Origin of the sequence: Chloroflexus sp. MS-CIW-1 (assembly GCF_030444705.1) — a bacterium.
Lineage (GTDB): Bacteria > Chloroflexota > Chloroflexia > Chloroflexales > Chloroflexaceae > Chloroflexus.
Genome location: NZ_JAUBWR010000003.1, coordinates 139445 through 154202, shown reverse-complemented (window position 1 = coordinate 154202; position 14758 = coordinate 139445). Strand labels below are relative to the sequence as shown.

The following is a 14758-nucleotide window of genomic DNA, read 5'->3' as shown; positions in this document are numbered from 1 at the left end:
CTTACACCTCCTGTTGCGCGGCGTGTTGTTGTGCGATAAACAACGCCGACACCTGATCACTATCCCCAGCCCCCAGCGTCAAGATAACGTCGCCGGGTTGTGCCAGCGAATGCAGAACCAGAGCCGCATCTGCCGGTTTTCCGGCATAGCGTGCTGTTACCCCGTGTGCAACCAGATGTTCAACCAGCGCCATCGCCAGGGCAACCGGATCACCCTGTTCGCGCGCTGGGTAGACATCACCAACCAACACCATCGCCGCTGCCTGACACGCCGCCGGCCATTGTGTCCACAGACTGCGTGTGCGACTAAAGGTATGGGGTTGCAAATAAACGATCAGGCGACGGTCAGGGTAACGCTGATGCGCGGCAGCGAGCGTAGCCTGCACTTCGGTCGGATGATGGGCATAATCGTCGATCAGCGTTATTCCGGCAATCTCACCCCGCCACTCAAAACGCCGACTACTGCCGTGATAGCTGGCCAGTGCTGTTGCTGCTGCGACGAGATCAGCTCCCCACAACGCTGTTGCGGCCAGGGCTGCCGTTGCATTGCGTACATTATGGTCACCGGGAACCGCCAGGCGCACCGTTGTGGCAAATCGCCGACCGAAGGTACGACGGTCGTAATACCAGAGATCAAACTGTTGGCCCTCTGGCGTCACCCGCACCCCACTTGCCGTCCAGTCGAGTGGGGCCAGCCGACAGGAAACCGGATCGGTCGCGATGCGCTCATCGATCCCGTACAGACAGGCTTCGCTGTGTTCGGCCAGGGCCAGTGTCCCAGGATCATCGGCGCAGAGAATAAGACGGCGCGGGTCGCGTACCTGTCTGGCAAAGGCAGCAAAGGCAGCGATATACTCAGCCGCAGTTGGGTAAATATCGGGATGATCCCACTCAACATTGGTGACAATCGCCATCGCCGGTGTCAGGGCCAGAAAAACGCGATCGTACTCATCAGCCTCAATCACCAGTGGCGCTGTTGGATCGCCCCATTGCGCACTACCACCCAACGCCGGAACTTCGGCACCGACCAAAAAACCACACTCGATCCCCGCGCCACGCAGGGCCAATGCCGTCAGCGCACTGGTTGTCGTCTTGCCGTGGGTTCCGGCAATCGCAATCACCGGTCGTTGGGCTGACCACATCCGCCACAGATCGGCCCGACTCAGGAGCGGAATAGACAGCGCTACCGCAGCATCGAGTTCAGGATGGGAGCCACGAATAGCAGCCGTTGCCAGCACATAGTCTGCCCCTCGTACATACGCCGGATCGTGACCCTGCCAGACCTGTGCTCCGCGTTCCTGGAGTGCTGCGGTAGCTCGATTGGCGGTGAGGTCCGAACCGCTCACCGTATGGCCCTGATCCATTAACAGATGCGCAATGGCGCTCATGCCAGCGCCGGCAATCCCAATGATGTGATAGTGACTCACGGTTTCCAGACCTTTGGAAAGTTGAATAAAATAAGCAACCCTAAAATCATAAAGAAAATGGCGATCAACGATGGTAAGATAATACTGACATCAGGTAATGTATTGAGAAAGAGCGCAATTGGTCCTTCGAAGATACCGCCGCTATTCACAAATTCGCGCCAAAACACGACCGCAGCGTTGGTCCACAGCAGAACAATAAACGCTCCCACAAACAACCCTAGCGGACGAGCCAAACGCTCTTTTGGCGGCCCCTTCCATGCAGCCTTACTATCGAGAAACCTTCCTAAGAGGATCAATGCGATAAATGCCATCATCCGAAAGAAGAGCGGTACCTGAAATTCCGGTGTGATAAGCGGATCAAGCGGTGGTACCAGTGTCGGATCATTACCAATCAAGAATGCGATAAAGCGAGGTGCATTGATCCATAATCGATTGATAACACTTACCAGAAATGTACCACCCTGGACACAAACGATGTAGGCGATGATCGTCCAGAGCGCAAGCGTAAGGAGATTACGCAGACCCTGCTGGTAGCCGACATAGCCCCCCAATGCCATCAGAATGAGCAATAAAGCAAAACCGTTCAAATTAACTGTAATAACCGTCTGCGCTAAAGGAATGACCATCCACTCTTCCATCATGTTGAACTCCTTGTGGCGAGTTCCATCAGCGCCGCGGCTAGCGTCTGCGCCGCTTCGGGTCGAGCCAGCGCACGGCTGCGTACTGCCATCTGCCTCCGCATCTCGTGATCGATTAACAATTGTCGAACTGCCTGCGCTAACGGCCCGGCCTCCGGTGCACCATCACCCAACATCGCATCATCAGCTACCTTCAGGGCTGCACCCCGTTGAACCAGATAATCGGCATTTTCATCCTGATGCACGTAAGGGTACGGTACCAGCACTGCTGGTAGCCCGACTGCCGGTAGCTCAGCCAGCGTTGAGGCGCCACTGCGGCACACGGCCACATCAGCAGCCGCCAGGGCGGCGGTCATACTACGGGTCTGCCCACTTTCAAGGTAGGGGAAGAGCAGATAACGCTCACGTAACGCCGGCTCAAGACGTGCTGCGGTTTCCGCCAGCCATTCCTGATCGCCTTCCCGCCCACACACATGAATGATAGTACAGAGGGGCAATAATGTCGGCAACAATGCAGCGATAGCCCGATTGATACTGCGTGCCCCTCGACTACCACCATAGACCAACAGAACGGTCTGATCGGAGCGAATGCCAAACGCAGCCCGTGCCATCTCACGGTTGGCCGTAAATAATTCAGACCGTACCGGATAGCCGGTTACCAGTGCCCGGCGATCACCCTCGTGTAACCCTAATCGTGGTAACGCATCACTGACGTTTACCGCCGTCAAATCGGCGATCCGACTTAACAGGCGCACGGCTAATCCAGGTACGACATCTGGCAAATAGATCATCGTTGGTATGCGCCGCAACTTAGCCGCCACAAAGAGTGGTACACACACATAACCACCGGTTCCCAAGATTGCTGCTGGTCGCTCTTGGTCTAACAATTGTCCGGCCACGATCACGCCACGAGCCAGTGTAAAGAGCGCACGCACAGCCCCTAGCGGCCCACGACCACGCACAGCGGCTGCTGGCAACGCACGAAACGGAAGTTGGCTTTCTCGCACTACAATCCGCTCTTCCATCCCGCCAACGCTGCCCACATACACAACCTGCGCCTGTTCAGCCAGTACGTGAGCGACGGCCAGCGCCGGATAGACGTGACCGCCAGTGCCGCCACCCGAAAGAATGAGACGGAGCCTGGCCGGTACGGAAGCTGGCGGTGGTTTTTGAATTATCGGTTGATGACTGATCGACATGGCGAGAGATATTCAACAATAAACCGGTGGCCATCAGACAGCTTATTAACGATGAGTTACCGTATGACAGAAATGGCAAGGTCAAGCCGGTAAACGGAATAAGTGCCACTGTTACGCTAATGTTGACAAAGGCCTGAAACACGAGCCACGACGTAATACCAACAGCTACCAACGCAGCAAACGGTGAAGGTGCACGCGCAGCGATGCGATATCCACGCACTGCGATGATCAGAAACGCAACCAGCACGGCTAGCGTGCCGAGCAGACCCCACTCTTCGCCGATAATTGCGTAAATTGTATCGGTATGGGGCTGTGGCAGCCAGAGGTGCTTTTGGCGACTCATCCCGATCCCCTGTCCAAAGAGACCACCGCTCCCGAATGCGTAGAGTGAGTGAATAATCTGATACCCTTCAGCGCTTGCCCGCGACCACGGATCGAGAAAGGCCTGCCAGCGTCCACTGCGGAACGTCACGATCAGAGCGAAGAAAGCGACGGTTGCCAGCAGTGCAGCACCGGCAACCTGCCACAGATTGGCTCCAGCCGCAAAGAAGATCGCCCCACCGATGAGGAGGATGATGATCGTTGTCCCCAGATCGGGTTGTAACATGATCAGGCCACAAATGAATCCAAGGATCACGGCGAATGGCGCCAACCCGTAGGCTACGTTGCCTAATCGCTGACCTCGCTGCGAGAGCCAGTGGGCGAAGTAGATAATGATCGCCAACTTCACAAACTCTGCCGGTTGAATACTGAAGATACCCAGCCACCCCTCTCCGAAGCGTATCCACGAGCGCGAACCATTGACTTCGGTGATACTGGCCGGCAGCAGGAGGACACTGACAAGAAGAATGATTGCAATCGCCATTAAATGGATCGAGTAGCGCTGCCAGATGCGGTGATCGATCTGCTGCATTAACCACAGCGCTCCTAAACCGATCAGCGACCCCATCGTTTGCCGCAATACATAGTAGAATGGATTGCCGTGAAAGACCGCTGCATCAACAAAGCTGGCGCTATAGACCATCACCAGCCCAAAGGCGGTCAAGCCGATGACCGTCACTAACAACACGCGGTCAGGCGGATGAGTTGTGCGGTCGAAGAGCGATCCCGTGGAACGTGGCTCATCACGCTTGAGCATACATTCCTTCTTTCACCGTGTAGCACCCATATACTCAGGTTCTGCACCTATGCCGGTGTGATCAGACGCACCAACACCATCATCACCAACGCAATTGCCAGCGTCCATAGCCAGCCCTGGGCGGGGAAACTCCGGATCAGGATTGGCTGGAAGAAGCGCAGATCGATGATCAGGCGGGGAGAGAGGGCAAGCCCAACCACCAACCCACTCAGTAAACCGCCCAAATGCCCCCAATTATCAATGACACCCTGAGCGGCAAAACCGATAAGCAGGTTAATAAAGGCAATCGCCGCGATATTACGCACCTGATTCTGACCAAACTCACCCAATGCCTGTCGATTGAGGTAGTAGAAGATACCGAGACCTCCGATCAGGCCAAAAATGGCGCCGCTTGCGCCAACTGCGGGCGCCGGTGAGAGGGCATACGAAGCGATACTTCCGCCTAACCCACTCAGCAGATATAGGGCCAGGAAGCGGGCATGACCGTAAAAGCGCTCCGTCTCGGGACCAAGCACCGAAAGGGCGTAGCCATTGAAGAAAATGTGAATAAGATTGGCGTGGAGAAACACAGCAGTGAACAGACGCCACATCTCACCATTGGCAATCCGCTCGTTAACCTTTGCCCCCAACATAATGAGTACTGGCAATCCTGGTTGAAAGAGCGACCCACTCAGTACACAGCTCAAGACGTACACGATCCCAATCGCCCACAACAGACTCTGGGTGACGAATGGACGCGGTGGCAACGGTCGTGGCGGTGGCGATGACGGTTCCTCTGGTAAATCAGGACGCCGACCGAATTCACGTTCAGCCCGACGTAAGAATTCTTCGATCTCGTCGGGTTCATTAGGAGGATGAGTCATACATTTGCTCTCCGGCACGCACGGCAGCCAATTGACGCACAATCTGACGAAATGCTTCACCGCGATGAAATTCATTCCGAAACATGCCAAAACTGGCACATCCAGGTGAGAGCAAAACCGCGCCACCGGGCTGTGCAAACAACCGCGCCGTGGCTACCGCGGCGGATAGATCGGTAAAAGGGCCGGCGAGTGGTAAATCTGGCTTTCGGGCGCGCAATAACGCTTGTAATGTCGGTGTTGCACTTCCATCGAGTAACACGACTGCCGCAGCACCGTTGGCAATGGTATCAGCCAGCGCGGCCAGATCGAGTTCTTTATCTGCACCACCGGTAATCAAGACAATTGGCCCATCCACGGTGGCTAACGCTGCCGCAGTTGCGGTCGGATTCGTTGCGGTTGTATCGTTGATGTACCGCACGTCATCAATCGTCGCAACCAATTCCAGCCGGTGTTCAACCGCCGTTATTTCGTGCAGTGCTGTCGCGATCGCTTCTGGTTCGATCCCAAACCGATACGCCAGTGTCGCTGCTGCCAGGGCATTGGCGAGATTGTGGACACCAGGCAGCCGTAGATCAGATCGATGAAAGAGGATCACATCACGGTAGCGCGCATAGCCAGCGGCGTCAACCGTAGCATCGGCTGTTGGGTCGGTGAGACTGAAACTGATCACCTCCTGACGGCCATGGCCCCAGGCTTGCGCCTGCTCTGGTGGCAAGACCGCGACACCATTTTCTCCCTGGTGTGCCATAATCTGACGTTTGGCATTGGCATAAGCTGCCAGCGAACCGTGCCAGTTGAGATGATCAATTCCTAGATTGGTCAGCAGAGCGTACTGTGGACTTAAGCTGGCTTCGCCCAGGCGTTCTAATTGAAAACTGCTCAATTCCAGCACAACCGGCGTTTGCGGCGTAATCTGCGTGATCGCTTCCAGTGCCGAGACACGGAGATTACCGGCTACAACGGTATTGGGGTAACGTTGCCGGATCATAGCAGCCAGCAACAGCGTGGTCGTTGTCTTACCCTTTGTACCGGTCACACCCAGAATTGGTGCAGGACAGGCGCGGAAGAAGAGGGTCATCTCGGTTTCAATCTTTACCCCATACGAACGAGCCAGTGCCAGCCAGGGTGAATCGGGGCGCACTGCCGGGTTCACCACCAACATCTCAGCAGCGCGAATATCTTCGGCGCGATGTTCACCCAGTGTATAGCGAACGGATACCCCTAGCTCGGTGGCAAACGCATTGAGACGAGCTATCGGCTCGGCCAGTACCTCTGGTGAGGCATGGTCAGTGACAATGATCTCAGCACCCTGGCGCAACAACCAGCGGGCCACTCCCAGGCCACCACCATGAACACCCAGACCCATAACAACAACCCGCTTCCCGGCCAACCTCTCCATCAGCGCCCCCCATCACCCTCAATAACCGTGATTGCAGGCACGTCAACCTGGACTCCCGTCTGCGGTGACCCAAAAATCAATGCCAGTGAAATACCAACCATTGCGGCCACTGTACCAATCAACACAAAACGCTGGGTCACTTGCGGCTGACTCCAGCCGAGCAACTCAAAATGGTGATGCAAGGGAGCCATCTTAAAGATCCGGCGGCCCTCACCGTAGCGCCACTTCGTCCATTTGAAATAGGCAGTCTGGATCATTGTCGAGAGGGCTTCGATCACAAACACAATCCCGATCACCGGTAAGAGCAGCCATTGCTGCGACTGCAACGCCACCACCGCCAGCGTTGCCCCTAAAGACAGGGCGCCGAGATCACCCATAAAAACCTGGGCCGGATAAGCGTTGTACCAGAGAAAGGCTGCACACGCTCCCACCACGGTAAAGCAAAACGCCATCAAATTGGTTAGACGTGGCTCGGCCAGAAAGGTAATGACCCCATACGCACCGAACGAAAGTGTCAGATTCCAGCCGGCCAGGCTATCGAGACCATCGGTAATATTAACGGCGTTCGAGATGAAGACAATGATCAACACTGCTATCGGAATAAACCAGAGACCGATATTCACTTCACCCACAAACGGTATCTGGACCAACCCCTCGTGTTCGAGACCGTAGGGTTGTGGTAGATAGAGTGCCAGGCTAGCTACAAACGCCACCGCCATCATGATCCAGAACTTAAATCGTACCGTAAAACCGTGGGTTTTTGAACGGGAACCGGTCAAGGAAAGCCAGTCATCGATAGCACCCAGGACGGCGAAACTGACCATCACACCCAGGGGAAGCAGCATTGACCAGCGATCAACGAGATTGAAAAGTACCGTTAATATCAACACGGTACTCACAATCATAATTCCACCCATCGTTGGTGTGCCTACTTTCACCAAGTGGCTTTGCGGACCGTCAGGACGAATGCGCTTTCCCAGGTTATGCTTGCGCGCAAAGCGTACCCACCATCCACCGATGATTAAGGTTAGAACAAACGCTGCGGCAGCCAGCAACAGCGCACGTGCCATATCTTGAACCAGTACTGCACGAAGGACGCTCACACAACTTCTCCTGTCGTTTTGATGATTCGAGCTACGATTCAGTGCGCGTCAACGCAACGACGATAGTCTCCATTTGCACGCCGCGCGACCCCTTAATCAGGAGACAATCACCGGCTTGAATGATCTGATTCAGCAGCTCGATAGCTGCTTCATTATCAGGACATGTCTTCACCTGCGCGGCAGACATTCCAGCCCGACGTGCGGCATCGGCCACTATGTGCGCCTGGCGACCGACAGCAATGAGCAGATCGGCAGTTGTTGCAGCAGCAGCGCCGACCTGCCGATGACCTTCCTCACTGGCTGCCCCAAGTTCAAGCATTTCACCGAGGACTGCAATGCGCCGTCCCTCGGTTTCGGCCAACACCTGAAGAGCGGCAATGGTCGAGAGAGGTGCAGCGTTGTAGGTATCATCGATAATTGTCACCCCATTTCGACCACGAACCACACGCAAACGCAACTGTTCGCCAGGTTCGCGCAATCCGGCTGCAATCGCATCCCAATCCATACCGAGCACCAGCGCAGCGGCGATGGCCGCCAGCGCCGTGTAGGCGTGATGCCGCCCAATCAGCGGTGTCCGCAGCCGATGTTGTTGCCCGTGGTATTCGACCGTCAGCTCGATCCCGTGCAAGCCATAGCTTTCTACCTTTAGCAAACGCACATCGGCTTGATCGGCGTAGCCGTATGTCAGCACCCTGGCGGCGGTACGATTCGCCATCGCCACCACACGTGGATCATCAGCGTTAAGGATACACCAACCATCGGCAGGTAGCGACTCGGGTAATTCTGCTTTTGCATTGGCAATGGCCTCGATACTACCCAGTCGTTCCAGGTGTGAAGGTCCGACATTGGTCACAATCCCAATCTGGGGACGGGCGAGAGTCGCCAGAAAGCGAATCTCACCCGCCGCCCACATTCCCATCTCGAGCACTGCCACTTGATGGTCGGCAGTCAGCTCGAGCAAGGTTGCCGGTAACGTCACCTCACTATTGAAACTGCGTTGACTTTTTAAGGTGCGGAAGCGCTGGCTAACAACAGCCGCGACGACCTCTTTGGTTGAGGTCTTGCCCACACTTCCGGTGATCCCGATCACCGTCGGCGTGAACATCTGTCGATGGTAGACGGCCACTCGCTGCAATGCAAAGAGTGGATCGTCTACAGCGATGAGGAGGCAGGCTTCGGGCGGCACTGTCGCCAGAGAGACAGTCTGAGTCGGCTCGATCAGATGCCATGGCCGAGCCACAGCGTTCAGATCGGGGGCCAGTACTGCCAGCTTTGAGGGCGAAACCAGTGCTGCGGCTGCACCACCTGCCACCACATCGGGCAAAAAACGATGTCCATCGGTACGTTCGCCGGTCAATGCGACAAAGAGCGAACCCGGCACGACTGCCCGTGAATCGGTTACAACCGGCCCAATCATGCGTTCGGCCCATGCGGTCGGCAGCGATACTGCCTGTCGTGTTGTGCGTGGTTGAACGCCGTACAATAAATGATCGAGTCTGATCAATTTGCCCTCCCCAAGCCATCGTCTGCACCGGACAGCTTGTAAGGGCCATTATAGCATTACCATCCAGAACGGCCTTGTTATCATCTGGGATGGTTATCTGATAAAAAGCTGAGAGTACGTTGATCAACACACCCTTCCCCTCCTATGGCTGTCCCGGACTGACCAGACTACGATCCGGTGGGATATGCGCGTAACGCAGCAACTGATCGACCAGGTTGTAATACACCGGTATTGCGGTCAGCACACCGAGCGTATCCTTCTTGGGGCGATCAATCTTCACCAGCACGACAAACTGTGGCTCATCGACCGGTGCAATCCCCAATACAGAACCGATTGTGTACGATGGATCGTACCCGCCACCGGGTAAAGGGATTGAGGCAGTGCCGGTTTTGGCTCCCACGCGGTAGCCGGGGATCAGCCACTGGTCGCGCCAGTTCCCGGTACGCGGACCCCAGATCACCGGTGCATAATGATTGGCCGCGTCAACCATCATTTCACGCACAGTATGGGCAATCGATGCCTCGATGGGTTTTCCCACCACCTGCGGTTCGGTTCGCACACACTCCTTGCCACGACACATCTGCTGCACGACATACGGTTGCATCATGACGCCATCATTAGCAATCGCTGCGGCGGCCTGCACCAACTGAAGGGGCGTCACCGAAACCCCCTGACCGTAGGCGTTAATCAAAAATGTGAGCGGATTATAGCTAGGACTGCCATAAAAATTGACAATACCACTCTCTTCGCCGGCCAGATCAACCCCCGTTGGTTGCCCAAAACCGAAGCGGGTCAGGGTACGATAGTATGACTCTGGTCCGACCAGCTCATTAAATTGCAGTGCCGCCACATTGCTCGAATAGTAGAGCATCCCGGCCAGGTTTAGCGAGCCGTGGGGTGCTGCATCGAAATTACGTAATGGTTGACCATACCGCACCACCCAGCCCGGATCATCAACCGTTGTTGTTGTCGTTACCACCCCAGAGCTGAGTGCAGCCGCAGCAGTGATGATCTTGAACGTACTCCCCGGTTCGTACACGGTACCAATTGCCGGATTACGTCCGTAAACCTCGGGCGGGTACTCTTGCCAGCGATTCGGGTCGAAGAACGGCCAACTCGTCATCGCCAGGATCGCGCCGGTGCGCGGATCGAGAACAATAATCGTCCCACCGTCGGCTTGCTGCTCTTGCACTGCCTGCTGCAACTCACGTTCGGCGATCTGCTGAATAAACGGATCGATAGTGAGTTGCAAATTCGCACCATCTTGGGGTGGAAGTACTCGTGCGAGGCTGGTTGCCATGGGATTACGAGCCGGGTCGAATTCACCTTCGATCCGTCCCTCGGTACCACGTAGAGCGGTATCGTAATAGGCCTCAATGCCACTTATCCCCTCACCGTTCAAGTTCAGTGCGCCGACTATCTGTGCAGCAGTAATCCCTTGCGGATAAAAGCGCATCGGCTCATACACCAGCCGGAGACCGGGCAACTTAAGCTCGGCAACTTGTGCTGCCACGTCAGGATCAAGCCAACGTGCCAACCGCACCCACTGCCGATCGGAACGCAACGCCGACAAAATCTGCTCTGCCGGTGCATTGGTCAGTTTGGCGATCAACAACGCAATCTCGGCTTGGCGCTCAGCCGGTACCTGCGGTGGTACAGCAAACAGACTTTGCCGTTCAACATCCATCGCCAGCACCGTGCCGCTAGCATCGGTAATCTGACCACGACGTGGCGCCAGCAGCGTTGGCGCCTCGATCTCAAGGCGGGCCTTACGGGCCAAATCCTGGCTGCGCACTACTTGCAGATCAATCAAGCGAATCCCAATAATCGTTGTGATCAAGACACAGCTCAGCAAGAGCACCTGCAAACGCCAGCGTGGTAACCCGCGTAGCGGAGGAACCGCTGCGGTAGTCTCGGCTGAGGCAGGAATGGTTGTCCGGCGTGTTGTACTGGCCATCGGCGATTACTCATCAAGCTCAGGAAGATTCGGGATACGGATATAGCGAATCTGTTCAGGAGTCGGCGGACGGAACCCCATGTCTGTGGCCCGCTTCATTCGTGATTCAACCGACTGCACACGGGCAAGCTGCTCTTGCAGACGCGAATATTCACGATTAAGCTGCACCTGTTGCTGGCGCAACGCAACCAGGTCGTAGTTCATACGGGTCACCAGACCGCTCTGAACCAGGGTCACCAGGCTGAGCAGACAAACAATCAGCGTCAATAGGAGGACATAGCGTGCGCCATCGAGGCGCAGGTAGCGCGAGAAATCGATCTGTCGCCACCGCACCCGACCAACAATTGCCGGAATCTGTTCAATTCTCACTGCCATACCGTCGTCTCCCCTGGCAATACCCCTATGCTGCGATACGGGCGGCAACCCGCAGTTTCGCGCTGCGCGCTCGCGGGTTACGCACAACCTCTGTTGCAGAAGGCACCACCGGCTTCTTCGTCAGGATCGTCAACCGTGGTGTGGCACCGGTTGCCTCTGCACGTAAAAACTGCTTCACAATGCGATCTTCCAGTGAATGAAAACTGATCACTGCCAGCCGACCGCCGGGGGCAAGCAACGCTACCGCCTGCGGAAGTGCCAGCTTCAGCCGATCCAGCTCCTGATTCACCGCAATCCGCAGGGCCTGGAAAGTGCGGGTGGCCGGATGAATCCGACCGTGACGCCCGCCAACCGCACGCACGACAACCTCGGCCAGCTCAGCGGTACGCCGGAACGGTTGCGTTCGGCGCTGTTCGACAATCGCCCGTGCAATGCGCCGTGCGGCGTGCTCTTCACCGTACTGAAAAATAATGTCGGCCAGCTCACGCTCGCTTAACCGATTGACCAGATCGGCAGCCGTTGGCCCGTGCGTCGGATCAAGGCGCATATCGAGTGGTCCATCAGCCGCAAACGAAAAGCCTCGTTCTGGTGTATCGAGCTGGTACGATGATACCCCCAGATCAAACAGAATGCCATCGAAGGCAGTAAATCCGGCAGTCGTTGCAATAGTGACCAGATCAGCAAAAGAGCCGTGACACAGCACCGCCTGCTCGTGTAATCCGGCGGTCGTTAAGCGCTCGGCGGTTGCCGCCAGCGCAGCCGGATCAGCGTCGATCCCCAGTAATTTGCCACCGGGCTGTGCCGCCTGCAAGACGGCCAGTGCGTGCCCACCACCACCAACCGTTGCATCAAGATAGCAACCGCCAGGACGGGGAGCCAGTGCGTTTACAACCTCAGCCATGAGGACCGGTGTGTGCTGGAAGGTCACCACCATCAAATCCCTAACTTTCGCATCTGTTCATCAAAGTGTGGCCCTTGTGTCTCAAGGCGCTGCTGCACTTCACGCCAGCGATCGGGTGCCCACACCTCGATAAACGCATCAAGTCCAACCAACAATGCCTGATCGGTCAATCCACCGGCTTCACGCAGGTTCTGCGGTAACAAAATTCGCCCCTGACGATCCATCTCTTGTTCTGAAGCACTGGCAAAGAGCAGCCGACGCAGCATACGAGCATCTTCGTCAACCAGCGATAGCGCACTTACCCGGCGGGTAAGGTCACTCCAGTAGGGCAACGGAAAAATCAGCAAGCAGCGGTCGAAGCCGCGGGTCAAGACCATCCCACCAGCAAGATCGGCACGAAAGCGAGCCGGAATTGCCAGTCGTCCCTTCTCATCGATAGCATGCTCGTATGACCCTAAAAACACCGCTGTGATCCTTCACGGTTTGAGAGGGAGTATTCTCCACTTTTCCCCACTTTGCCCCACCTCTCGCCACATTATAGCTTACCCCACCCACTGTTTCAAGCCAGAAAAGTATCTACAAACATAACAAATTGATGTCTTTCCGCGCAGGATCAGAGATCGAGTAGAATATTTGAGCGAATAACAGGCAATTACGAGAGAAAGTGAGGATGTATGAGTGATTCGGGTGAATTGAGTCATCTTGACGCTGCCGGGAATGCGCACATGGTTGATGTCAGCGCCAAACCGATTACTGCCCGTGAAGCGATTGCCCGAGGTCGGGTCGTGATGCAGGCAACAACCCTCAATTTAATCCTCGGTGGTGGTATTCCCAAGGGTGATGTACTGGCAGTTGCGCGAGTAGCAGGGATCATGGCCGCGAAGCGAACCGCAGACCTCATTCCGCTGTGTCATATTCTCAATCTGAGTCATGCCAGCATCACCTTTACCCCTGATCCGACAGGCCCTGCCCTAGAGATTGAGGCAACGGTACGCTGCCAGGGCCAGACTGGTGTCGAGATGGAAGCACTGACGGCGGTAAGCGTTGCGGCGCTTACCATCTATGACATGTGCAAAGCGGTTGATAAAACGATGCAGATCGACCAGATTCGTTTGATTGCTAAACGTGGCGGACGGAGTGATGAGGGGAAGGATAGGGGATAGAAAATGGCGCCCCCCCGCACCATCCCCCCCTGGCCCCCCTTCCTCTCCCACGCTGTGGGCGAGGAAGGGGGAGTAGATCCCTCACCATCCCCCCAGCCCCCTTCCTCTCCCACGCTGTGGGCGAGGAAGGGGAAGATGAGCGTTGCAGGGGCGATTCTGCGCCGCACCGAGGCCATGAACCAGCTCCCCCCTCTCCCGCAGCGCGGGAGAGGGGCCGGGGGTGAGGGCTGCCCGCACCATCCCCAACGCGGGCGGGAGGCCAGTGCTCGTGGAGAAACGGAAGGCGGAGATGTCGAAAACTTCTGGTCAGGGTTAGCTGACTATTGACACTGAACAAATGTTCTGATACAATGCTATCAGTGAGCCATTACGCAATCAACCGGAGCGTGCCGATGTTGAGTTGGAGAATGCTGCAAACCTGGTCACGTCACTCGTTACCGCTATCTCAACGTCATCCACCCCGCAGTGATCGGATCGTCCTGCTCGAACTGCGGTTCAATTTTTTGCCGGCCGCTTTTCGGTATCAGAACATCGTTCATCGTATCACGCGCATCACTCAGATTAGCGATATTTGTCGGCGTGATGGGCAGTGGCGTCGGTACCACGTGACCTGCATCGATGGTGCGAAGCGCACACTGATCCACGATTTACAGTCAGGCACCTGGTACCTTCAGCGTGAGTGGTTCTGGTAAGACACAGTATCCGGTGCCGGTTATGACATGTATCGCTGTAGATAGACGGATTCAGGAGATGATCACGCATGGCGACCAGATCACGTTCCCAACACCCATCAACGTCAACCACTGCTTTCTCAGCAATCCCAGCCGACGAAGCAGGTGCCCGTCGTCAGCTACCCTTTCTGATGTGGTATGACGATAATCCCAAAGTGCCGATCAATCGTAAGATCGCGGCGGCTATTGAAGCCTATAAGTCCCGTTTTCCTGGGGTACAACCAACGCTCGTATTGGTTAACGAGGCTGAGCTTACTACTGTTGAGGGAGTGACTGTGCGCGCAATGCCGACTGTCAGTCGCAATACCTATTGGGTGGGGCAGAAGTAGTTTTGTGTTTGTCTGAAGGGTGTAGCGCCCCT

Annotated in this window: 15 protein-coding genes; 3 read left to right on the top strand and 12 right to left on the bottom strand. The window is 56.0% G+C overall.

The features are described 5' to 3' along the window. Position 1 precedes the first annotated feature (1 nt). The 12 genes from murC to mraZ all read right to left on the bottom strand — a co-directional run bounded on the left by murC (position 2) and on the right by mraZ (position 12967). Positions 2-1426, bottom strand: a complete 1425-nt coding sequence (murC, locus tag QTO31_RS17780; RefSeq protein ID WP_301430435.1) for a UDP-N-acetylmuramate--L-alanine ligase — start codon at positions 1424-1426, stop codon at positions 2-4. Continuing rightward, positions 1423-2067, bottom strand: coding sequence for a hypothetical protein (locus QTO31_RS17775; RefSeq protein WP_301430434.1), 645 nt, complete (start codon positions 2065-2067; stop codon positions 1423-1425). The genes murC and QTO31_RS17775 overlap by 4 nt, the downstream gene beginning before the upstream one ends. Beyond that, positions 2064-3152 (bottom strand): UDP-N-acetylglucosamine--N-acetylmuramyl-(pentapeptide) pyrophosphoryl-undecaprenol N-acetylglucosamine transferase, encoded by a 1089-nt coding sequence (locus tag QTO31_RS17770; RefSeq protein WP_301430716.1) that lies wholly within the window; start codon positions 3150-3152, stop codon positions 2064-2066. The genes QTO31_RS17775 and QTO31_RS17770 overlap by 4 nt, the downstream gene beginning before the upstream one ends. Then, positions 3127-4401, bottom strand: a complete 1275-nt coding sequence (gene ftsW, locus QTO31_RS17765) for a putative lipid II flippase FtsW (RefSeq protein ID WP_031459837.1) — start codon at positions 4399-4401, stop codon at positions 3127-3129. The genes QTO31_RS17770 and ftsW overlap by 26 nt, the downstream gene beginning before the upstream one ends. Positions 4402-4448: 47 nt before the next feature. Then, complete coding sequence (locus tag QTO31_RS17760; protein WP_031459836.1) at positions 4449-5264, bottom strand: rhomboid family intramembrane serine protease; 816 nt, start codon at positions 5262-5264, stop codon at positions 4449-4451. Further along, on the bottom strand, positions 5248-6663 hold the full coding sequence (murD, locus tag QTO31_RS17755; RefSeq protein WP_301430432.1) for a UDP-N-acetylmuramoyl-L-alanine--D-glutamate ligase: 1416 nt from the start codon (positions 6661-6663) through the stop codon (positions 5248-5250). The genes QTO31_RS17760 and murD overlap by 17 nt, the downstream gene beginning before the upstream one ends. Beyond that, on the bottom strand, positions 6663-7766 hold the full coding sequence (gene mraY, locus QTO31_RS17750; RefSeq protein ID WP_031459834.1) for a phospho-N-acetylmuramoyl-pentapeptide-transferase: 1104 nt from the start codon (positions 7764-7766) through the stop codon (positions 6663-6665). The genes murD and mraY overlap by 1 nt, the downstream gene beginning before the upstream one ends. 31 nt (positions 7767-7797) lie before the next feature. After that, on the bottom strand, positions 7798-9270 hold the full coding sequence (locus QTO31_RS17745) for a UDP-N-acetylmuramoyl-tripeptide--D-alanyl-D-alanine ligase (protein WP_031459833.1): 1473 nt from the start codon (positions 9268-9270) through the stop codon (positions 7798-7800). A 142-nt stretch (positions 9271-9412) separates the two neighbouring features. Continuing rightward, positions 9413-11227, bottom strand: a complete 1815-nt coding sequence (locus tag QTO31_RS17740; protein WP_031459832.1) for a peptidoglycan D,D-transpeptidase FtsI family protein — start codon at positions 11225-11227, stop codon at positions 9413-9415. Positions 11228-11233: 6 nt separating this feature from the next. Beyond that, on the bottom strand, positions 11234-11602 hold the full coding sequence (locus tag QTO31_RS17735; RefSeq protein ID WP_031459831.1) for a hypothetical protein: 369 nt from the start codon (positions 11600-11602) through the stop codon (positions 11234-11236). Between the two features lie 25 nt (positions 11603-11627). Further along, positions 11628-12536, bottom strand: a complete 909-nt coding sequence (gene rsmH, locus QTO31_RS17730) for a 16S rRNA (cytosine(1402)-N(4))-methyltransferase RsmH (RefSeq protein ID WP_031459830.1) — start codon at positions 12534-12536, stop codon at positions 11628-11630. Beyond that, entirely contained in the window at positions 12536-12967 is a 432-nt protein-coding gene (mraZ, locus tag QTO31_RS17725; protein ID WP_031459829.1) for a division/cell wall cluster transcriptional repressor MraZ, read from the bottom strand. The genes rsmH and mraZ overlap by 1 nt, the downstream gene beginning before the upstream one ends. Positions 12968-13177: 210 nt before the next feature. Between mraZ and moaC the strand changes: the two genes are divergently transcribed. The 3 genes from moaC to QTO31_RS17710 all read left to right on the top strand — a co-directional run bounded on the left by moaC (position 13178) and on the right by QTO31_RS17710 (position 14726). Beyond that, positions 13178-13666: a cyclic pyranopterin monophosphate synthase MoaC gene (gene moaC, locus QTO31_RS17720; RefSeq protein WP_301430429.1), complete on the top strand. Its 489-nt coding sequence runs from the start codon at positions 13178-13180 to the stop codon at positions 13664-13666. 407 nt (positions 13667-14073) lie between these two features. Next, positions 14074-14358 carry a hypothetical protein gene (locus tag QTO31_RS17715; RefSeq protein WP_152556129.1) on the top strand — a complete coding sequence of 95 codons (285 nt, stop codon included), beginning with the start codon at positions 14074-14076 and terminating at the stop codon, positions 14356-14358. 68 nt (positions 14359-14426) lie between these two features. Further along, entirely contained in the window at positions 14427-14726 is a 300-nt protein-coding gene (locus tag QTO31_RS17710) for a hypothetical protein (protein ID WP_031461463.1), read from the top strand. Positions 14727-14758 lie beyond the last annotated feature (32 nt).

Coding starts and splice junctions, on each gene's coding strand:
- QTO31_RS17740 (WP_031459832.1), bottom strand. CDS start 11,227: ATGGCCAGTACAACACGCCGGACAACCATTCCTGCCTCAGCCGAGACT.
- ftsW (WP_031459837.1), bottom strand. CDS start 4,401: ATGCTCAAGCGTGATGAGCCACGTTCCACGGGATCGCTCTTCGACCGC.
- QTO31_RS17735 (WP_031459831.1), bottom strand. CDS start 11,602: ATGGCAGTGAGAATTGAACAGATTCCGGCAATTGTTGGTCGGGTGCGG.
- QTO31_RS17760 (WP_031459836.1), bottom strand. CDS start 5,264: ATGACTCATCCTCCTAATGAACCCGACGAGATCGAAGAATTCTTACGT.
- QTO31_RS17710 (WP_031461463.1), top strand. CDS start 14,427: ATGGCGACCAGATCACGTTCCCAACACCCATCAACGTCAACCACTGCT.
- QTO31_RS17715 (WP_152556129.1), top strand. CDS start 14,074: ATGCTGCAAACCTGGTCACGTCACTCGTTACCGCTATCTCAACGTCAT.
- QTO31_RS17775 (WP_301430434.1), bottom strand. CDS start 2,067: ATGATGGAAGAGTGGATGGTCATTCCTTTAGCGCAGACGGTTATTACA.
- rsmH (WP_031459830.1), bottom strand. CDS start 12,536: ATGGTGGTGACCTTCCAGCACACACCGGTCCTCATGGCTGAGGTTGTA.
- moaC (WP_301430429.1), top strand. CDS start 13,178: ATGAGTGATTCGGGTGAATTGAGTCATCTTGACGCTGCCGGGAATGCG.
- murD (WP_301430432.1), bottom strand. CDS start 6,663: ATGGAGAGGTTGGCCGGGAAGCGGGTTGTTGTTATGGGTCTGGGTGTT.